Origin of the sequence: Streptomyces globisporus, from assembly GCF_003501885.1 — a bacterium.
In the GTDB taxonomy this organism is placed as follows: Bacteria; Actinomycetota; Actinomycetes; order Streptomycetales; family Streptomycetaceae; genus Streptomyces; species Streptomyces globisporus_D.
In genome coordinates this window covers 1-18,872 of the sequence record NZ_QWFA01000122.1, presented here as the reverse complement: position 1 = coordinate 18,872, position 18,872 = coordinate 1, and the positions used below count along the sequence as shown (strand labels likewise).

Genomic DNA, 18,872 nt, shown 5'->3' with positions numbered 1-18,872 from the left:
GGGCAGCCACCACGGCTCCGAGGGGGCGCGCCCGAACGGGGCGAGGGGGCCGAGGAGGGGAGAGGTGTCACCGGGGGCGGGGCGGCGACTCGTCCCTCTGTCGATCAGGTTCTTCTCCGCCATCGCACCGCACCTCCCCGGTCCCGGGCCGGCCCCGTGCGGGCCGCCCGCGCCCATCGTGGCGGGGGAGGGGGTACGGGCGCATGGGGGAGTCGCCCCCATCTTTCGCACTCCGGCCCGCAGCCGCCCCCCATGGCGGGGAACCCCCACCAGGTGCGGCGGTCGGCCAGGCCCACCGGGCACCGGGCACAGCGGTGGCCGCCGGACCGGCTGAAGGGGCCGGCCCTGCGGATCGGCCCCAGGGCGGGACCGGCGGACCGGCCCAGCCCCCCCGGGGGGCCGGCTCAGCCCCTCGGCGCCGCCGTGGACCCCCGGATCATCAGCTCGGCCGCGATGGTCGCGATGCCACCGGGCGGCGGGTTCTCCTTGCCCATCGCGAGCCGCCCCGCCCGGGCGCCCGCCTCGACGAGCGGCAGCCGGACCGTCGTGAGGGCCGGCACCGCGTCCACCGAGAACGGCAGGTCGTCGAAGCCCGCGACCGAGATGTCCTGCGGGATGCGCATCCCCTGGTCCCGGACCGCCGCGCACGCGCCCAGCGCCACGGTGTCGTTGGCGGCCACGATCGCGGTCACGTCCGGTGCCCTGCGCAGGAGTTCGAGGGTGGACTCGTACCCGGAGCGCCGGTCATAGGGCCCGTGCACGACGAGCGGGTCGTCGGCCGCTTGCTCACCGGAACCGGCCGCCGGACCGCCCCCCGCCGGAAGGACATCCAGCCCCGCCGCGCGCAACGCCTCCCGGTGGCCCTCCAGCCGGTGCCGGGTGGTGGTGCGTTCCCGGGGCCCGGCGACGTAACCGATCCTGCGGTGGCCGAGCGAGATCAGGTGCTCGGTGAGGCGGCGGCCGCCGCCCCGGTTGTCGAACGCGAGCGCGGCGACCAGCGCGTCGCTCTCGGGCAGCGGGGGCCGCCCGCAGAAGACGATCCGGGTGCCCGCGTCCGCGAGCTTCGCCAGCTTCGCCGCCATCGCGGCCTGGTGCGCCGGATTCTCGACCGCGCCGCCGGTGAGGACGACGGCGGCGGCGCGCTGGCGCTGGAGGAGCGTGAGGTAGGTCAGCTCGCGCTCCGGGGAGCCGCCGGTGTTGCAGATGACGGCCAGCTTCTCGCCGCCCGCCCGTCCCGAACCGTCCCCGGGGCCGCCGATCTGCGTCTGCGCCGCCCCCGCCATGATCCCGAAGAAGGGGTCGGCGATGTCGTTGACCAGGATGCCGACCAGGTCGGACGTGGCGGCCGCGAGCGAACTGGCGGGTCCGTTGAGCACGTAGTCCAGGTCGTCCACCGCACGCAGAACCCGCTCCCGGGTCGACGCCGCCACCGGGTAGTTGCCGTTCAGCACGCGGGAGACGGTGGCCGGGGACACCCGGGCGCGGGCCGCCACATCCGCCAGGGTGACTGTCATCGCTGTCCTCCGTGAGGTCACGTGCGGCCCCCTCTTGTCCGGCCGCTGTCGGCAGGCTAGCGTCATCTCCGATAGAAAGCGCTTGCTACGGCTGTATGGAGGGACCTTCGTGACACGCAGGACAGTGCGCATCGCCATGAACGGCGTCACGGGACGCATGGGATACCGGCAGCACCTGGTGCGCTCGATCCTCGCGATCCGCGAGCAGGGGGGCCTGGATCTCGGCGACGGCGAGGTGGTGTGGCCCGAGCCCGTGCTCGTCGGCCGACGCGCCCACGCCCTGGAGGAACTCGCCGAGCGCCACGGTCTGACCGAGTGGTCGACGGACCTGGACGCGGTGCTCGCGGACGAGTCGGTCGAGATCTACTTCGACGCCCAGGTCACCTCGGCCCGGGTGGAGGCGATCAAGAAGGCGATCGCGGCTGGGAAGCACGTCTACACCGAGAAGCCGACCGCCACGGACGTCGAGGGGGCCCTCGACCTGGCCCGCCTCGCGCGTGACGCCGGTATCAAGCACGGCGTCGTCCAGGACAAGATCTTCCTGCCGGGCCTGCGCAAGCTGAAGCGCCTGATCGACGGCGGCTTCTTCGGCGAGATCCTGTCCGTGCGCGGGGAGTTCGGCTACTGGGTCTTCGAGGGCGACTGGCAGGAGGCCCAGCGCCCCTCGTGGAACTACCGCGCGGAGGACGGCGGAGGCATCGTCGTCGACATGTTCCCGCACTGGGAGTACGTGCTCCACGAGCTGTTCGGCCAGGTCACCTCCGTGACCGCACACGTCAGGACGCACGTTCCGCAGCGCTGGGACGAGCAGGGCAAGCCGTACGAGGCGACCGCCGACGACGCCGCGTACGGCATCTTCGAGCTGGCGGGCGGGGCCGTCGCGCAGATCAACTCCTCCTGGACGGTACGGGTCAACCGCGACGAACTGGTGGAGTTCCAGGTGGACGGCACGCACGGCTCAGCGGTGGCGGGCCTGCGCAACTGCCGCGTGCAGCACCGCTCGTCGACTCCCAAGCCGGTCTGGAACCCGGACCTCCCGGTCACCGAGTCGTTCCGCGACCAGTGGCAGGAGATCCCGGACAACCAGGAGTTCGACAACGGCTTCAAGGCGCAGTGGGAGCTGTTCCTGCGCCATGTCGTCCAGGACGCGCCGTACACCTGGGACCTGCTGGCCGGCGCCCGGGGCGTCCAACTGGCCGAGCTGGGGCTGAAGTCGTCCGCCGAGGGCCGTCGTTTCGACATCCCGGAGCTGACGCTGTGACGTACAGCCTGACCGCGTGGGGCGACGGCAGGGAGCCGCTGTCGCACGCGACCGCGTGGCGCAACGACGGGGAGCGACCGGCATGACCACCACGATCCACCTCCCTCAGGGCCCCTACACCCCCCGATCCACCCCGCTCGACCTGACGCCGGGCCTCGGCGCCCCCTCCTCCCGTACGGTCTTCTCGGCGGCGCACGTGGTCGCGGACCCGTACGCGGACGTCGGCCCGGACGACGCAGCGGCCGTCGACTGGGAGTCCACGCTGGCCTTCCGCCGCCACCTGTGGGCCCACGGCCTGGGCGTCGCGGAGGCCATGGACACCGCGCAGCGCGGTATGGGGCTGGACTGGGCGGGCGCGGCCGACCTGATCCGCCGCTCGGCCGCCGAGGCGAAGGCGGTGGGCGGCCGGATCGCCTGCGGCGTGGGCACCGACCAGCTGCCGACGACGGGCGAGGTCACGCTCGCGGACGTCCGCGCGGCGTACGAGGAGCAGCTCGCCCTGGCCGAGGAGCACGGCGTCCAGCCGATTCTCATGGCGTCGCGCGCCCTGGCCCGCGCCGCCCGGGGACCCGAGGACTATCTCTCCACGTACGCCCATCTCCTGCGCCAGGCGTCGGAACCGGTGATCCTGCACTGGCTGGGCCCGATGTTCGACCCTGCCCTGGAGGGTTACTGGGGCAGCACCGACCTCGACGAGGCCACGGACACCTTCCTCAAGGTCATCGCCGAACACCCGGACAAGGTCGACGGCATCAAGATCTCCCTCCTGGACGCGGCCCGTGAGATCGACGTCCGCCGCCGCCTCCCGGGCGGGGTGCGCTGCTACACGGGCGACGACTTCAACTACCCGGAGCTGATCGCGGGCGACGAACGCGGCTTCAGTCACGCCCTGTTGGGCATCTTCGACCCGCTGGGCCCGCTGGCGGCGCACGCGGTACGGGTGCTGGACACGGGGGACGTGGACGGCTTCCGGGCCCTCCTCGACCCCACGGTCGAGCTGTCCCGCCACCTCTTTCAGCGGCCCACCCGCTTCTACAAGACGGGCGTGGTGTTCCTGGCCTGGCTGGCCGGCCACCAGGACCACTTCACGATGGTGGGCGGACTCCAGTCGGCCCGCTCGCTGCCGCATCTGGCGACGGCGTACGAACTGGCCGACGGCCTCGGCCTGTTCCCGGACCCCGACCTGGCCGCGCACCGCATGCGCGCGCTGCTCGCCGTCCACGGAGGCGCACGATGACCGACGGCGACCTGGCACGTCTGAGCATCAACCAGGAGACGATCAAGCAGTGGTCGCTGCCCGAGCTCGCCGAGGGCTGCGTCGAGGCGGGCATCGGCCGGGTCGGCCTGTGGCGGGCCCCGGTGCAGACGTACGGCGTCGAGCGCACGGCCCGGCTCCTCGCGGACGCCGGGCTGACCGTCACCAGCCTCTGCCGGGGCGGCTTCTTCACCGCCCTCGACCCCGGTGAGCGCGCCCGCGCGCTGGACGACAACCGGGCGGCGATCGACGAGGCGGCGGCCCTGTCCACCGACACCCTGGTCCTGGTCTCCGGCGGCCTCCCGCCCGGCAGCCGCGACCTGCACGGGGCCCGGGAGCGGGTGGCCGAGGCGCTGGCGGTCCTCGCCCCGTACGCCGCCGAACGCGGCGTACGCCTGGCGATCGAGCCGCTCCACCCGATGTACGCGTCCGACCGCTGCGTGGTCTCCACCCTCGCCCAGGCCCTGGACCTCGCGGAACGCTTCCCGGCCGAACAGGTGGGGGTGGTCGTGGACACCTACCACCTCTGGTGGGACGACCGAGCGCCCGCCCAGATCGCCCGCGCGGGCCGGAGCGGCCGTATCCACTCCTTCCAGTTGGCCGACTGGATCACCCCGCTCCCGGCGGGCGTCCTGCTGGGCCGGGGACAACTGGGCGACGGAAGCGTGGACTTCCGGGCGTTCCGCCGCGAAGTGGAATCCGCCGGCTTCGACGGCCCGATCGAGGTGGAGATCTTCAACGAGGCGCTGTGGGCCCGCGAAGGGGCGGAGGTCCTGGCGGAAGTGGCGGAGCGGTATGTGCAACATGCCTGCTGAGAGCCCCGCACCTGACCGAAGGTAAAGAGATCGTAAAGGGCTGCAACCTTTGGGTACCCTCCCGGGTCACACATGGCGTCGGGACTTCCGGGGAGGGGTCCGGGGGGAACGGGAAGGCCCGACGGGAGGGGAAAGCGAGGGGGGTCCGGCCGCGAGGCCGGGCCCCATTCCGCTTTCTCGGCCCACCTCACGCCGTCTGTTCGCCGGCCTGACGCCGTTCGTTAGGATCTGCCGACATGACGGAGAGCGCAGCGGAAGAATGGCCCGAACCTCCCCTCGCCGGTACGGAGGCGGCGGCCGTCCTCGGCGCGCTGGAACGCCAGCGGGCCACCCTGGCCTGGAAGACCTCCGGCCTGGACACGGACGGGCTGCGGGCCACGGTCGGCGCGTCCTCCGTCACTCTGGGCGGCCTGCTCAAGCACCTGGCGCACGTCGAGGACAGCCACTTCGCCCGCCTCTGGCTCGGTGTCCCGGTCGGCGCACCGTGGAACACGGTCGACTGGGACACCGACCCGGACTGGGCCTACCGCACGGCCGCCCAGGACACCCCCGATCACCTGCGCACGCTGTGGCGGGAGTCCGTGGCCCGCTCCCGGGCCGTCGTCGAGGAGGCGCTCAGCACCGGCGGCGGCCTGGACCAGCTCGGCGCGTTCGTCACCCGAGGCGGCGAACGCCCCAATCTCCGCCGCATCCTCCTGGATCTCGTAGAGGAGTACGCCCGCCATGTCGGCCACGCCGACCTCATCCGCGAGTCGGTCGACGGCCTGACGGGCGAGGACCCGGGGTGACCTGAGGGCGTGGACCCCGGGTGACCTGAAGAACAGGTTCACCGGGGGCCGCCCGGCGGTCGCCGGGCGGCCCCCGGGGTCACAGCGCGAGCATCGCCCGCACCGGGATCGCCGCGTCCGCGAGCGGCCGCAGCGCCAGCCGGACGAGCGCCAGCGCGTTGTCGTCGCCCGCGATGCGGTTGGCGCTGAGCCGGCCGCACGCGAGGCAGTGGTGGATGAGCATCCACTCCCCGTCCTGCCGCACCGACAGGCTCAGGGGCACCATCCGCCCACGGCACCCCGCCGCCCGGTCGCCCGGCACCCGGCCGTCCACATGCAGGCTGACCAGGCAGGACGGGCAGTGATTACGGTGAGCGGTGCCCGGCGCCGCCAGGGGGACGTCGAGCCGGCAGCCGACGCACCGGAACGCGTCACCGCGCGCCCCGGCCGGTCCGTGCAGCACGTCCTTGGCCCGCTGCGGACGCCGTCCCGATCCCCGACGGGGCCCCCGCCGCGTCATCGGAGCCTCCCCTTCGCCCGGTTCACAGGTCACCGAAGGCTTCGAGCGGGAAGGGCGGCTGGGCCAGCGGACGTACGGCCATCCGCATCAGGATCAGCTGGTTGTCGTCCCCGCAGACCGGGTTCGAGGTCAGCTCGTCGCACCGGGTGCAGCGGTGGACGACCATCCAGTCACCGGTGCGCAGCACCGCGATGGAGATCGGGGCCATCCGGCCCTCGCAGTCGGAGCGACCGCCCTCGACGTGGTCGACGAGGTGCTGCGAGTGCAGACAGCTGGGGCAATGGTTGCGCCGACTGCCGTCGGGTGCGTACGCGGCGACGGTCAGTCCGCAGCGGACGCAGGTGAAGGTGTCCAGGGAGGACATGGCTGAGCGGTGCTGGGGGTTGTCGTGAGACACCCGGATACTCCTTGCCGAAGATGAGGAACGAAGCAGCAGGGAAGTACCGAGCACCCCTCGCGTCAGGGGCGTACGGGGAGCGGGGCCGGACGGCTGCGCGACGGCAGCCGGCCGTGAGGTGTCAGCAGTCGGTCGCGTACGGCGGCCGCGGACGGTCAGGCCCGGTCACCCCGGCGTCACGGATGCGACGAGGGAGGCTCGGAGTCACTGTCCGGGGCATACATCAACCGCTTTCCAGGGCTCGCGCCCAGAGGTCACCCGCGGTCGGTCCCGCGGTCGAGGAGCGAGCACCGTAACAAGGGGGCCGGGGGACCTGCCACCGAATAAGCCCGGTCCGCTTCCCCGGGCCCCGGCGAGGCCTGAAACCCCGTACATCGGTGGGGTATCAGTCCCGCAGCTCCGCCAGCCTTGCCAGAGCATCGCCCGCCGACTCCCTTTCCTCGGGGCCGAGTCGGACCGCCTCCGCCTCCTCCAGCAGCTCCACCGCCCGCTCCGCCTCGCCCATCCGCTGGGCGATGTCCCCGCGCAGGACGAGCAGCCGCAGCTTCTGCACCGGAGTCGGCTCCTCGTCCGTCAGCCCCAGCACCCGGTCGATGATCTTCGCGGCCCCCGGCAGATCCTGCTTGGAGTCCGCGAAGAGGTCCGCCATGTGCAGCGCGCGGGCGAACGTCTCCTTCGGGGCGGGCCGGTGGTTCGGGTCGTCGCTGGTCGGTTGGCCGATCCGGATCGTGTTGCCGGTCGGATCGGTCACCAGGAACTGCCGCACCCCGTACGACATGTCCTTCAGCGGGCCGATGCGCGGCAGTCCCCGTGTCGGGACGCGCCCGTAGGCCGCCTTGAGCCCCGACCGGAACGCCGCGTGCAGACCGTCCACGTCCTCGGTCAGGACGTAGCACCCGGAGTGGGAGGACGCGGGGTCGTACTCCTTCATCCCGTACAGCTGGAGTTCCACCGCCCCGCGCTCGACGACGGCGTACGCGTACGGACTCCTCTGCAGGTACGTCGTGTCGAAGCCGAGGGCGGTGTAGAAGGCGACCACGGAGTCGATCAGTGAGGTCCGGCAGGGAAGCATCGGGATCGTCGTCTCGGTCATGCGGCGCACTCTAGTCAAATTTGAATACACCGGTCAACGGTGGCCACAGCCTTCAGAAATGAAAGTTTTCGCCGTTTCGGCGCGTTCTCGCAGGTGGAAGGCGGCGGCACAGGTCTAGTCCAAAAGGGCCCTTTACGCCCTTCCGTGCCCATGCCTTACTCGTGACATGTGCATGGCATCCGATTATCGGATGCCATGCCGTGCGCATCCCGTCCTCGTCAACTGCCCGGAGGTGGCCATGCTCGCGTACCGTTCTCCGTCCCGCCGACTCAAGAGACCCCGAGGCGCCGTGCTGGCCGGAGCTCTCGGCAGTGCCGTGGCGCTGATCCTGACCGGAACGGGCACGGCCACCGCCGCGCCGCCCGCACCCGACGAGCCGGTCCGGTCCGGACAGGCGTGGATGGGGGCGGGCACCCGCATCGAGCAGGGCCCCGCGTCCTCGGCGGCGGGCGGGATCACGCCGATGGACACCAGCGGCGTCCAGGGCATCGACGTCTCCCACTGGCAGGGGGCGATCAACTGGGGCTCGGTGAAGGCCGCGGGCATCAGCTTCGCCTACATGAAGGCCACCGAGGGCACGGGTTTCAAGGACAGCCGGTTCAGCGCGAACTACACCGGTTCCTACAACGCCGGGCTGATCCGGGGCGCGTACCACTTCGCCCGCCCCGACGTCTCCAACGGGGCGACGCAGGCGGGCTACTTCGCGAGCAACGGCGGAGGGTGGTCCAAGGACGGCAAGACCCTCCCCGGTGTGCTGGACATCGAGCACAACCCGTACGGCGCCATGTGCTACGGCCTCTCCACGACCCAGATGCGGACGTGGATCAACGACTTCTACAACACGTACAAGGCCCGCACCACCCGGGACGTCGTCATCTACACGACGGCCAGCTGGTGGAACACCTGCACCGGCAGCTGGACCGGCATGGCCGCCAAGTCCCCCCTCTGGATCGCCCATTGGGGCACCGCCGGCCCGACCATCCCCGCAGGCTTCCCCACCTGGACCATCTGGCAGTACACGGCCACCGGCCGGGTCGGCGGAGTCTCCGGCGACGTGGACCGCAACAAGTTCAACGGCAGCTTCGCGCGGCTCCAGGCCCTCGCCAACAACACGGCGTAATCCTTCTCGTGACGGCCGGGTGAGCCCGTCGGCGGCTCACCCGGCCGTCACCCCCACCGTGTGCCCACCCCTTCACACCAGGAGCTCGCTGTGAACCTTCCGCAGCCGTCCCGCCGCCACATCCTGCTCGCCGGCGCCGGCGGCCTGGCCGCAGCCGCCTTACCGGGCACGGCCCAGGCCCTCCCCGCCGTCGTCGAACCGGACATCGACGGCACGACGCAGTGGCAGGCCCGTCCGCCGCAGTCCCCGGTGAGCCTGGTCGGCAAGCGGCCGACGAAGATCATCGTGCACCACACGGTCAGCGCCAACACCTCCGACGTCTCCCGCGCCCAGGCCCACCGCCACGCCCACTGGGTCCAGGACCTGCACATGGACAAGAACGGGTGGACCGACACGGGCTACCACTTCCTCATCAGCCGGGGCGGCTGGATCACCGAGGGCCGCCACCGCAGCCTCAGCACCCTTCGCGGCGGCAGTGACTTCGTCCTCGGCGCCCACACGTCCGGCCAGAACGACCAGGCGATCGGCATCGCCAACGAAGGCGCGTACCACGACGGCGCTCAGCCGCCCCGGGCCCAGTGGGAGGTCCTGGTGGCGCTCTGCGCGTACGCCTGCCACCAGTACGGCATTGCGCCCAGCCGCCTGTACGGACACAAGGACTTCGGCGACACCCTCTGCCCGGGCGTCCTGCACGACAAGCTGCCGCAGCTGCGGAGCGAGGTCGCGGCGAGCATGGGCTGAGCGGCTGAGCGGCTGAGCGGCCGGGCTGCGGGGGCCGGGTGGTCACGTCGTGCCAGGTGCGTCGGGGCCCGCCGGGCGGACGCGTTGCCCCCACGGGCCACCGCATCGTGTCCCGTACAGCCCTTACCCGGGACCGCCGCACCGGGTAGGCAGGAAGGGCACACCCTGTCGCCAGCCCTACGAGCGGAAGTCCATGCGCGCGCACGAGCCGAAAGAGAACCAGAAGGAGCCGCAGCGCCCCGCAAGGGGCACCGCCGAGCGGTCGGGGGAGGCGGCCCCGAGCGGCCGGGCGCCCGACACGCTTCTCGCGCTCCAGCGCACCACCGGCAACGCCGCCGTCCTCCGCATGCTCCAGCGCGACCGGCACCGGCACGGCCCCGACTGCGGTCACCAGCAGCCCGGCGCGGAGCAGGTGCAGCGCTCCGCCGTGCACGACGTGCTGCGCGCGCCGGGCAGACCGCTGGACGCACCGCTGCGCGAGGAAATGGAATCCCGGCTCGGCTCCGACTTCTCCGACGTCCGCCTGCACACCGACTCCGCCGCCCGTGCCTCCGCCGCCGAGGTGGGCGCCCGCGCCTACACCTCCGGCAACCATGTCGTCATCGGTGACGGCGGTGGCGACAAGCACACGCTCGCCCATGAGCTGACGCACGTCATCCAGCAGCGCCAGGGCCCGGTGGCCGGTACGGACAACGGCTCGGGCCTGAGCGTCTCCGACCCCGGCGACCGCTTCGAGCGCGAGGCCGAGGCCAACGCGGTCCGGGTGATGAGGAGGACGCCCGAGCAAAGTGCCCCGAGCCGTCAGGGCTCCCGCGACACCTCCGTACAGCGCGAAGCGGACGTCACCGCCCGCGACACGGCGCGCGGTACCGACACCACGGTCGTCCAGCGCTTCTCCGAGGGCAACACCGAGGAGTTGGGGAGCGTACGGCTCTCGGAGAACGGCCTCTACCTCATGCCGCTCACGCCGGGCGCGGACACCACCGTCATCTGGGTCGCGGCAGGCGCCCCGGCGCCCCGGTACTGCACGGCCACCGGGCAGAGCGGTGACATCGGGGGCCGTACCTACACGGAGTACGAGCCGGAGACGGCCTTCCTCGCGGACTGCGCCCACACGGCCGAGGAGATCATGCACCGGCAGCGGCTGGCCCTCGGGCAGGATGCCAGTGCCTTCGCCCTGGGCGGTGCCCAGTTCGGCCTGGGCGACCAGGAGAACGTGGCGGGCGCCCAGGCCTACGCGGCGGCCCGGCCCGGCGGCCCGTACGCGAACGGCGAGGAGCGGCCGGGCCCCGGCCAGGCGTACGCCATCGTGGAGACCGCGTGGCAGGGCGACTACGAGCGGCCCGCCAACGCCAGTGGCTGGCCCTACCACGTGGCGGCCGTGGTCGCCGTGGACGGCGACGACCACATCACCGTGGAACAGGCCGCGGACGGCAACGACGCGAAGGCCCGTCAGGGGCACGAGGGCATCATCGACATGTATACGGCGGGCACGGACCCGACCAACGGGCAGGCGCTGCCGAACAGTTTCCACGGGCGGAACACCGGTGGCCCGGTGCAGCACTTCTCCGTCGGCGCGATCACCGTCATCCTCCAGCCGATCAACGTGGGCGCCCTGGAGGGGGAGTCCGGCCGCCGGAAGCTCATGTGACGACGGCTGGACTCCCTCCGGGGCTCACCGATGGGCGACGGCCGACGCCGCCGCCTCAGCCCCCCCGGCGCCGGCGGCGGTAGTAGGCGGCCGTGACCACCGCGAGCAGCGGGCCCCAGGCCGGCAGCGGGAGATGGCAGGCCGTCATCACCCAGTAGTGGACGCCCTCGGGAGAGCCGGGGGCGCCCATGTTGTCCGCGTCGTTCCAGTTGAACGGAGCGGACTCCGGTCACTCAGGTCACTCCGGCGGCCGGGCCCCGGTCCGCTCGCCGAGATCCTTGCTGCGCGGCCCCGCGTCCGCCGCCCCCGCTCCCGTACGCGCGTTCCTGCGCGCCTTCGGCGACATGAACAGCGTCGCCGCCAGTGCCAGGAGCAGCAGCCCCGCGCAGACGTACCCGGTGACCTGGACGCCGACCGCCATCGCCTCCCGTGCCGCCTCCGCCGCCGATGCCGTACGCGACTCCGCCGCGAGCGCGTCGATCACCGATCCGGCGCTGTCCGTCACCACACCGCCGATCCGCTCCGCTTCGTCCGTCGCGAGACCGTCCCGGGTGAGCCGGTCGGTCACCCCGGAGGCCAGGGTGCTGAAGAACAGCGTGGTCAGGAGGGCGATGCCGAGGGCCGACCCCAGCTCGCGGGCCGCACTCTGGATGCCCGACGCCTGCCCGCCGCTCCGTTCCGGTACGTCGACGAGGACGATATTGGTCACCTGCGCCGTGGCGAAGCCGACGCCGATCCCGTACACGAACAACGCGAGGGCGATGAGCCACCAGAAACTGTCCGTGGAGGCGATCAGGGCCAGCATCGTCAGCCCGGCGGCCTCCAGCACCAGACCGATCCTGACCTGGGCGAGCGCGGACACGGTCGCGGCCATCGGGAAGCTCGCCCCGGAGGCGGCGAAGCTGCCCGCCGCCAGGGCGACGAGAGCGAGCCCCGCCTCGAACGCGCTGTAGCCGAGGGCGAACTGCAACCAGAGCGGCAGCACCGCGATGATGCCGAACTCCCCGAGACCGACCGTCAGCGTCACGAAGTTGCCGTTGCGGAACGAGCGGATGGAGAACAGCCCCACGTCCATCAGCGGCTCGTCCCCGGCCCGGCTCAACGCGGCCTGCCTGCGCCAGAACGCGCCCAGCGCCGGCACGGACAGGAGCAGGGCGACGAACACCGGCGAGAGCCCGCCGGACCAGGAGAGGCCACCGACCTCCAGCGGCTTCGTCGTCATCAGCCAGCCGTACGTGCGTCCCTCGATCAGGACGAAGGAGAGAAGCCCCAGGCCCACCGCCGACAGCACCGCGCCGACGCCGTCGATACGCCCCCGGCCGCGGGGCGACACGTCGAGGTACCGGAGGACCCCCAGCGCGATGAGGGCGACCAGCGGGATGTTGATGCCGAAGGCCCAGCGCCAGGAGATGTCGGCGAGCCACCCGCCCAGCAGCGGGCCGACGGCCGCCGCCGCTCCGATGGTCGAGCCCCACACGGCGAACGCCTGGCCGCGCGCCCGTCCGGTGAACGTGGCGTTCAGCAGGGCCAGCGAGGTGGGCAGCATCATCGCACCGCCCACGCCCTGGACGAACCGGGCGAGGATCAGCAGTCCGCCGCTGGGAGCCAGCGCGGCCAGCAGGCTCGTCGCGCCGAACACGGCGAGGCCCAGCAGGAAGATCCGCCGCGCGCCGTGAAGATCGCTGAGGCGTCCGGTGACCAGCAGGAGCGCCGCGAACGTGATCGCGTACGACTCCTGGATCCACTGGGCCTGTGACGAGCCGATGGACAGGTCATCGATGATCGGCGCGAGGATCACGTTGACGATCGTCAGATCGACGACGATCAGGGCCACGCCGAGGGCCACGGCGACGAGGCCCAGCCACTGGCGGGCTGTGGGTGGGGTTTCCGCGGGTTCGGTCACGGTGGTTCGACTCCCGACTATTGCTTTGCCGCAAAGGTAGATAGCTTTGCGGCAAAGTTAAATAGGGCGGGGTAGGTTGTCAAACCGGAGCCGGAGCCGGAGCGGGAGCCGGAAACCTGAAGCGGAAGAGAGCGTGGGGCAGTGCCGATGACGAACGGACGCGGCGCCGACGGGCACGGCCCGGCCGACGAGGGCACGGCCGACGGAGACGGCACGGCCGACCGTGAGGCCGTACGGGTCGACCGCGTGATGGACGGCCTGCGCGCCTTCGGGGCCAACTACACCGAGTTCACCCGCCGCTTCGCGGCCTGGCTCGGGCTGCACTCCACCGACGCCGCCGCCCTTGTCGAGATCCTCTACGCGGAGGACCAGGGCGCGCCCCTGTCGCCGGCCCGGCTCAGCGAGCGCGTCTCGCTCTCCTCCGGCGCGACCGCCATCCTGCTCAAGCGGCTCGAACAGGCGGGGCACATCGTCCGCACCCGCGAGAGCACCGACCGCCGGGTGGTGACCCTGCGCAGCAGCCCCGGCATCCGGCCGCGCGCCATGGCCTTCTTCGGCCCGTACAGCGAGCGGATGGCCGAGGCGATGGCGGCGTATCCGCCCGAGGAGATCGAGCGGTTCGAGCAGTTCCTCGGCACCCTGCGCTCCACCATGGACGCGCTGTTGGCGAACGAGTACGAGAACGGCGGCCCGACGCCCCCCGCCTCCTGACCCGTCTCACCGGCGCTCTCCCGCGAACCACACTGTCAGCGGCACCCGGTAGCGTCGGGTCATGTCCAACACGGCCGTCCTCGAAGGGGTCCTGGAGCGGATCACCTACGCCAACGAGGAGAACGGGTACACGGTCGCCCGCGTCGACACCGGGCGCGGAGCCGGCGACCTCCTCACCGTGGTCGGTGCGCTGCTCGGCGCGCAGGTCGGCGAGTCGCTGCGGATGGAAGGCCGTTGGGGCTCGCACTCCCAGTACGGCAAGCAGTTCACCGTGGAGAACTACACGACAGTCCTGCCGGCCACCATCCAGGGCATCCGCCGCTATCTCGGTTCCGGGCTGATCAAGGGCATCGGGCCGGTGATGGCCGACCGGATCACCACCCACTTCGGCGTCGACACCCTGGACATCATCGAGCAGGAACCGAAGCGGCTCGTCGAGGTCCCCGGCCTCGGTCCCAAGCGCACGAAGATGATCGCGGCGGCCTGGGAGGAGCAGAAGGCGATCAAGGAGGTCATGGTCTTCCTCCAGGGCGTCGGCGTCTCGACCTCCATCGCCGTCCGCATCTACAAGAAGTACGAGGACGCCTCGATCTCCGTCGTGAAGAACCAGCCCTACCGGCTGGCCGCCGACGTCTGGGGCATCGGCTTCCTCACCGCCGACAGGATCGCCCAGGCCGTCGGCATCCCGCACGACAGCCCCGAGCGGGTCAAGGCCGGGCTCCAGTACGCCCTGTCCCAGTCCTCCGACCAGGGGCACTGCTACCTCCCGGAGGAACGGCTCATCGCGGACGGCGTCAAGCTGCTTCAGGTCGATACCGGGCTGGTCATCGAGTGCCTGGCCGAGCTGGCCGCCGATCCGGAGGGCGTCGTACGGGAGAGGGTGCCGTCCCCCGAGGGCGGCGAGCCGATCACGGCGGTCTATCTCGTCCCCTTCCACCGGGCCGAGCTGTCCCTCGCCGGGCAGGTCAGGCGGCTGCTGAACACCGGCGAGGACCGGATGCCCGCCTTCAGGGACGTCGACTGGGGCAAGGCCCTGGCCTGGCTCGCCACCCGCACGGGGGCCGATCTCGCGCCCGAGCAGGAGCAGGCCGTACGCCTCGCGCTCAGCCGCAAGGTGGCCGTCCTGACCGGCGGCCCCGGCTGCGGGAAGTCGTTCACCGTACGGTCGATCGTCGAGCTGGCCCGGGCGAAGAAGGCCAAGGTGGTGCTCGCCGCCCCCACGGGGCGCGCCGCCAAACGCCTCTCCGAGCTGACCGGGGCCGAGGCCTCCACCGTGCACCGGCTGCTGGAGCTGAAGCCGGGCGGGGACGCGGCGTACGACCGGGATCGCCCGCTGGACGCCGATCTGGTCGTCGTCGACGAGGCGTCGATGCTCGATCTGTTGCTCGCCAACAAGCTCGTGAAGGCGGTGGCACCCGGTGCCCACCTCCTCCTGGTGGGCGATGTGGACCAGCTGCCGTCGGTCGGCGCGGGGGAGGTGCTGAGCGATCTGCTCGCGGAGGGCGGTCCGGTCCCCGCCGTCCGGCTCACCCGGATCTTCCGCCAGGCCCAGCAGTCCGGCGTGGTCACCAACGCGCACCGCATCAACGCCGGACAGCCACCCCTCACCGAGGGGCTGAGCGACTTCTTCCTCTTCGTGGAGGACGAGACGGAGGACGCGGGCAAGCTCGCCGTCGATGTCGCGGCCCGCCGCATCCCGGCCAAGTTCGGTCTCGATCCACGCCGTGACGTGCAGGTTCTCGCCCCGATGCACCGGGGTCCGGCCGGCGCGGGCCATCTGAACGGGCTGCTCCAGCAGGCCGTCACCCCCGGCCGCCCCGGCCTCCCCGAGAAGCGGTTCGGCGGCCGGGTCTTCCGGGTCGGCGACAAGGTAACCCAGATCCGCAACAACTACGACAAGGGCGAGAACGGCGTCTTCAACGGCACCGTCGGCGTCGTCACCGGCCTCGACCCGGACGAACAGAGGCTCACCGTCCGCACCGACGAGGACGAGGAGATCGGCTACGACTTCGACGAGCTGGACGAGCTGGCCCACGCGTACGCCATGACGATCCACCGCTCCCAGGGCAGCGAGTACCCGGCCGTCGTCATCCCCGTCACCACCAGTGCCTGGATGATGCTCCAGCGCAACCTGCTCTACACCGCCGTGACCCGCGCCAGGAAGCTTGTGGTGCTCGTCGGGTCCCGTAAGGCGATCGGCCAGGCGGTCCGCACGGTTTCCGCAGGCAGACGCTGTACGGCGCTGGATTTCCGGCTCCGGGGAGGGTCCGGCGAAGACTTCTCGTGACCCCCGCACAAAAATGATCGATCAAATCGGTGGGAAACATCACGGAGGTCTTCCGGAACCGGAGTCAAGGGGGCAGGATGAGTAAGTTGGCGGCACTCAGTGCCGTCAGTAGGTCCAATGGACGACCCCGAGTGCACTCTCCTGAGCCGAATGGGGGAGGGTGGAAGACAGTCAGGGCACCTCGAAGAAGAGGCACTACGTCGGTGAGGGATGACGTGAGCGAGCACACCAACAACGCTGTAGTACTGCGGTACGGCGATGACGAGTACACCTACCCGGTGATCGACAGCACCGTCGGCGACAAGGGCTTCGACATCGGGAAGCTCCGGGCCAATACCGGCCTGGTGACGCTGGACAGCGGATACGGCAACACCGCCGCCTATAAATCCGCCATCACGTACCTCGACGGTGAGCAGGGCATTCTGCGCTACCGCGGATACCCGATCGAGCAGCTCGCCGAGCGCTCGTCGTTCCTCGAGGTCGCGTACACGCTGATCAACGGTGACCTCCCCAAGGTCGACGAGCTGGCGGCGTTCAAGAACGAGATCACCCAGCACACGCTGCTGCACGAGGACGTCAAGCGGTTCTTCGACGGCTTCCCGCGCGACGCCCACCCGATGGCCATGCTGTCCTCGGTCGTCAGCGCGCTGTCCACGTTCTACCAGGACAGCCACAACCCGTTCGACGAGCAGCAGCGCCACCTGTCGACGATCCGCCTGCTGGCGAAGCTCCCGACGATCGCGGCGTACGCCTACAAGAAGTCGATCGGCCACCCCTTCGTCTACCCGCGCAACGACCTCGGGTACGTCGAGAACTTCCTGCGCATGACCTTCTCGGTCCCCGCCCAGGAGTACGAGCTGGACCCGGTCGTCGTCTCGGCGCTGGACAAGCTGCTCATCCTGCACGCGGACCACGAGCAGAACTGTTCGACCTCCACCGTGCGTCTGGTCGGCTCCTCGCAGGCGAACATGTTCGCCTCGATCTCCGCCGGCATCTCGGCGCTGTGGGGCCCCCTGCACGGTGGCGCCAACCAGTCGGTGCTGGAGATGCTGGAAGGCATCCAGGCCAACGGCGGCGACGTCGACTCCTTCATCCGCAAGGTGAAGAACAAGGAGGACGGCGTCCGCCTGATGGGCTTCGGCCACCGGGTGTACAAGTCCTTCGACCCGCGCGCCAAGATCATCAAGGCTGCCGCGCACGACGTGCTGTCCGCGCTCGGCAAGTCCGACGAGCTGCTCGACATCGCGCTCAAGCTGGAGGAGCACGCGCTCTCCGACGACTACTTCGTCTCGCGCAACCTCTACCCCAACGTGGACTTCTACACCGGTCTGATCTACCGGGCCATGGGCTTCCCGACCGAGATGTTCACCGTGCTCTTCGCGCTCGGCCGGCTGCCCGGCTGGATCGCCCAGTGGCACGAGATGATCAAGGAGCCGGGTTCCCGCATCGGCCGCCCGCGCCAGATCTACACCGGCGAGGTCCTGCGCGACTTCGTCCCGGTCGAGGGCCGCTGACCCGGACCCCGACCCGGACCTCGTGTCCGCCCCGTAGTGCCCCGGCCTCTTCGGCCGACTGCCTTCGCCCCGCGTACCGCGCTTCGCACAGAGCGCGGTGTCCGGGGCGATTCGGCGTTTCGGGGGCCTGCCCGGGGCTGTGACGCCCCGCGGCGGTCCGCCGGGGCCACAACGCTTTGTGGCGCGCCCGATCGGGCCTGACGGCTTGTGGCGGGCCCGGAAAAGGGAGAAGCGCCCCGCCGTCGATCCCCCCACGGGTCGACGGTCGGGGCGCTTCCCATATCCCGGAGCGGATTCCCCCCACGGGTCGACGGTCGGGGCGCTTCCCATATCCCGGAGCGGATTCCCCCCACGGGATCCGGCCGGGCGTCTGCAGGGAGCCGAAGCTCCCGTTGTTCTGTTGTGCCGCGATCTGCCGGGGTACGTACGCACGGGAGGGCCGCTCAAAGCTCCCCGGTGCACGTGCCCCGGCCAACGCATGCCATCAGGAGCGTCCCCCAAGACACTCCGTCGGACGTCCCCCAAGACATCCTTGGCAATCGCACTCTAAGACTCACGAACCCACCGGATGGTTACCCTGAAATCGGTGTGATCTAAATCTCTTTGTGGAAGTTACGTGAAGGCACGCAACCGGAGGCTGTTCGTGACGACGAACACGGACGAAAACGCCATGGCGGCTCCCGCGATCATAGGGTTGAGCAGGCCACTTGCAGCCAGGGGCAAGGCCGCGACGTTGTACCCGAAGGCCCAGAAGAGGTTGCCCCTGATGGTGGCCAGCGTACGCCTGGAAAGGCGGATTGCGTCAGCTGTCACCTTGAGATCTCCACGAACCAGTGTGAGGTCGCTCGCCTCGATCGCCGCATCCGTCCCAGTGCCCATCGCCAGCCCCAGGGATGCGGTGGCCAGCGCGGCCGCGTCGTTGACCCCGTCGCCGACCATGGCGACGACCCGGCCCTCGGCCTGAAGCCGCTTGATGACCTCCACCTTGTCCTCGGGGAGCACCTCCGCGTGGACCTGGTCGATGCCCACCTCGCGCGCGACGGCCTCCGCCACCGCCCGGTTGTCGCCGGTCAGCAGGATGGGCTCCAGCCCCAGGGCGCGCAGCTCGGCCACGGCGGCCGCGCTGCTCTCCTTGACGGCGTCCGCCACCCCGAACACGCCCCGGGCCTCCCCGTCCCAGGCCACGACGACCGCGGTACGCCCGTGAGCCTCGTCCCCCTCCAAGGCCTGCGACAGCGCGGGCGGGAGAGGGATCCCGGCGTCGGCGACGAGGCGGGGCCGCCCGACGAGGACGGCGTGGCCCTCGACGATGCCCTGGACGCC

17 protein-coding genes are annotated in these 18,872 nt (G+C 71.2%); 10 read left to right on the top strand and 7 right to left on the bottom strand.

Going from position 1 to position 18,872, the window contains the following annotated elements:
• Positions 1-404 precede the first annotated feature (404 nt).
• Positions 405-1,514 carry a LacI family DNA-binding transcriptional regulator gene (locus D3105_RS22025; RefSeq protein WP_240646986.1) on the bottom strand — a complete coding sequence of 370 codons (1,110 nt, stop codon included), beginning with the start codon at positions 1,512-1,514 and terminating at the stop codon, positions 405-407.
• A gap of 109 nt (positions 1,515-1,623) precedes the next feature.
• On the opposite strand from D3105_RS22025, the gene D3105_RS22020 reads away from it, so the two are divergent.
• The 4 genes from D3105_RS22020 to D3105_RS22005 all read left to right on the top strand — a co-directional run bounded on the left by D3105_RS22020 (position 1,624) and on the right by D3105_RS22005 (position 5,633).
• The gene (locus D3105_RS22020; protein WP_118904805.1) at positions 1,624-2,775 is read left to right on the top strand and encodes a Gfo/Idh/MocA family protein; all 1,152 of its coding nucleotides are present in this window, start codon (positions 1,624-1,626) and stop codon (positions 2,773-2,775) included.
• 82 nt (positions 2,776-2,857) lie between these two features.
• Positions 2,858-4,012 carry a dihydrodipicolinate synthase family protein gene (locus D3105_RS22015; protein ID WP_118904804.1) on the top strand — a complete coding sequence of 385 codons (1,155 nt, stop codon included), beginning with the start codon at positions 2,858-2,860 and terminating at the stop codon, positions 4,010-4,012.
• The gene (locus D3105_RS22010; protein ID WP_118904803.1) at positions 4,009-4,845 is read left to right on the top strand and encodes a sugar phosphate isomerase/epimerase family protein; all 837 of its coding nucleotides are present in this window, start codon (positions 4,009-4,011) and stop codon (positions 4,843-4,845) included. The genes D3105_RS22015 and D3105_RS22010 overlap by 4 nt, the downstream gene beginning before the upstream one ends.
• 236 nt (positions 4,846-5,081) lie before the next feature.
• Positions 5,082-5,633 (top strand): DinB family protein, encoded by a 552-nt coding sequence (locus D3105_RS22005; RefSeq protein WP_118904802.1) that lies wholly within the window; start codon positions 5,082-5,084, stop codon positions 5,631-5,633.
• 79 nt (positions 5,634-5,712) lie between these two features.
• Here the strand turns inward: D3105_RS22005 and D3105_RS22000 are convergent, their stop codons facing one another.
• The 3 genes from D3105_RS22000 to D3105_RS21990 form a co-directional block, all read right to left on the bottom strand.
• Positions 5,713-6,132 carry an RNHCP domain-containing protein gene (locus D3105_RS22000; RefSeq protein ID WP_118904801.1) on the bottom strand — a complete coding sequence of 140 codons (420 nt, stop codon included), beginning with the start codon at positions 6,130-6,132 and terminating at the stop codon, positions 5,713-5,715.
• A 22-nt stretch (positions 6,133-6,154) separates the two neighbouring features.
• Entirely contained in the window at positions 6,155-6,496 is a 342-nt protein-coding gene (locus tag D3105_RS21995; protein ID WP_032775087.1) for an RNHCP domain-containing protein, read from the bottom strand.
• Positions 6,497-6,914: 418 nt separating this feature from the next.
• Positions 6,915-7,622, bottom strand: a complete 708-nt coding sequence (locus tag D3105_RS21990) for a bleomycin resistance protein (protein WP_118904800.1) — start codon at positions 7,620-7,622, stop codon at positions 6,915-6,917.
• Positions 7,623-7,860: 238 nt separating this feature from the next.
• On the opposite strand from D3105_RS21990, the gene D3105_RS21985 reads away from it, so the two are divergent.
• The 3 genes from D3105_RS21985 (at position 7,861) to D3105_RS21975 (ending at position 11,134) form a co-directional block, all read left to right on the top strand.
• Positions 7,861-8,742, top strand: coding sequence for a lysozyme (locus tag D3105_RS21985; protein ID WP_118904799.1), 882 nt, complete (start codon positions 7,861-7,863; stop codon positions 8,740-8,742).
• A 90-nt stretch (positions 8,743-8,832) separates the two neighbouring features.
• Positions 8,833-9,483 carry a peptidoglycan recognition protein family protein gene (locus tag D3105_RS21980; RefSeq protein ID WP_118904798.1) on the top strand — a complete coding sequence of 217 codons (651 nt, stop codon included), beginning with the start codon at positions 8,833-8,835 and terminating at the stop codon, positions 9,481-9,483.
• A gap of 193 nt (positions 9,484-9,676) precedes the next feature.
• Positions 9,677-11,134: a DUF4157 domain-containing protein gene (locus D3105_RS21975; RefSeq protein WP_118904797.1), complete on the top strand. Its 1,458-nt coding sequence runs from the start codon at positions 9,677-9,679 to the stop codon at positions 11,132-11,134.
• A 55-nt stretch (positions 11,135-11,189) separates the two neighbouring features.
• Here D3105_RS21975 and D3105_RS35760 read toward each other — a convergent pair whose 3' ends face one another.
• Complete coding sequence (locus D3105_RS35760; RefSeq protein WP_276311852.1) at positions 11,190-11,324, bottom strand: hypothetical protein; 135 nt, start codon at positions 11,322-11,324, stop codon at positions 11,190-11,192.
• Positions 11,325-11,372: 48 nt separating this feature from the next.
• Complete coding sequence (locus D3105_RS21970; RefSeq protein WP_118904796.1) at positions 11,373-13,037, bottom strand: MFS transporter; 1,665 nt, start codon at positions 13,035-13,037, stop codon at positions 11,373-11,375.
• Positions 13,038-13,184: 147 nt separating this feature from the next.
• Here D3105_RS21970 and D3105_RS21965 point away from each other — a divergent pair, with 147 nt between their 5' ends.
• The 3 genes from D3105_RS21965 to D3105_RS21955 all read left to right on the top strand — a co-directional run bounded on the left by D3105_RS21965 (position 13,185) and on the right by D3105_RS21955 (position 17,549).
• Positions 13,185-13,748 carry a MarR family winged helix-turn-helix transcriptional regulator gene (locus D3105_RS21965; protein ID WP_118904795.1) on the top strand — a complete coding sequence of 188 codons (564 nt, stop codon included), beginning with the start codon at positions 13,185-13,187 and terminating at the stop codon, positions 13,746-13,748.
• Positions 13,749-13,809: 61 nt separating this feature from the next.
• Entirely contained in the window at positions 13,810-16,035 is a 2,226-nt protein-coding gene (gene recD2, locus D3105_RS21960; RefSeq protein WP_118904794.1) for an SF1B family DNA helicase RecD2, read from the top strand.
• Positions 16,036-16,250: 215 nt separating this feature from the next.
• On the top strand, positions 16,251-17,549 hold the full coding sequence (locus tag D3105_RS21955; protein ID WP_010056523.1) for a citrate synthase: 1,299 nt from the start codon (positions 16,251-16,253) through the stop codon (positions 17,547-17,549).
• A 612-nt stretch (positions 17,550-18,161) separates the two neighbouring features.
• Here D3105_RS21955 and D3105_RS21950 read toward each other — a convergent pair.
• On the bottom strand, positions 18,162-18,872 hold a 711-nt coding region (locus D3105_RS21950; RefSeq protein WP_118904793.1), incomplete at its 5' end, for a heavy metal translocating P-type ATPase.

Bases quoted from the DNA above. Each gene is read 5' to 3' on its own strand.
- D3105_RS22025 (WP_240646986.1), bottom strand. From the start codon at position 1,514: ATGACAGTCACCCTGGCGGATGTGGCGGCCCGCGCCCGGGTGTCCCCG.
- D3105_RS22015 (WP_118904804.1), top strand. From the start codon at position 2,858: ATGACCACCACGATCCACCTCCCTCAGGGCCCCTACACCCCCCGATCC.
- D3105_RS22010 (WP_118904803.1), top strand. From the start codon at position 4,009: ATGACCGACGGCGACCTGGCACGTCTGAGCATCAACCAGGAGACGATC.
- D3105_RS22005 (WP_118904802.1), top strand. From the start codon at position 5,082: ATGACGGAGAGCGCAGCGGAAGAATGGCCCGAACCTCCCCTCGCCGGT.
- D3105_RS22000 (WP_118904801.1), bottom strand. From the start codon at position 6,132: ATGACGCGGCGGGGGCCCCGTCGGGGATCGGGACGGCGTCCGCAGCGG.
- D3105_RS21995 (WP_032775087.1), bottom strand. From the start codon at position 6,496: ATGTCCTCCCTGGACACCTTCACCTGCGTCCGCTGCGGACTGACCGTC.
- D3105_RS21990 (WP_118904800.1), bottom strand. From the start codon at position 7,622: ATGACCGAGACGACGATCCCGATGCTTCCCTGCCGGACCTCACTGATC.
- D3105_RS21985 (WP_118904799.1), top strand. From the start codon at position 7,861: ATGCTCGCGTACCGTTCTCCGTCCCGCCGACTCAAGAGACCCCGAGGC.
- D3105_RS21975 (WP_118904797.1), top strand. From the start codon at position 9,677: ATGCGCGCGCACGAGCCGAAAGAGAACCAGAAGGAGCCGCAGCGCCCC.
- D3105_RS35760 (WP_276311852.1), bottom strand. From the start codon at position 11,324: ATGGGCGCCCCCGGCTCTCCCGAGGGCGTCCACTACTGGGTGATGACG.
- D3105_RS21965 (WP_118904795.1), top strand. From the start codon at position 13,185: ATGACGAACGGACGCGGCGCCGACGGGCACGGCCCGGCCGACGAGGGC.
- recD2 (WP_118904794.1), top strand. From the start codon at position 13,810: ATGTCCAACACGGCCGTCCTCGAAGGGGTCCTGGAGCGGATCACCTAC.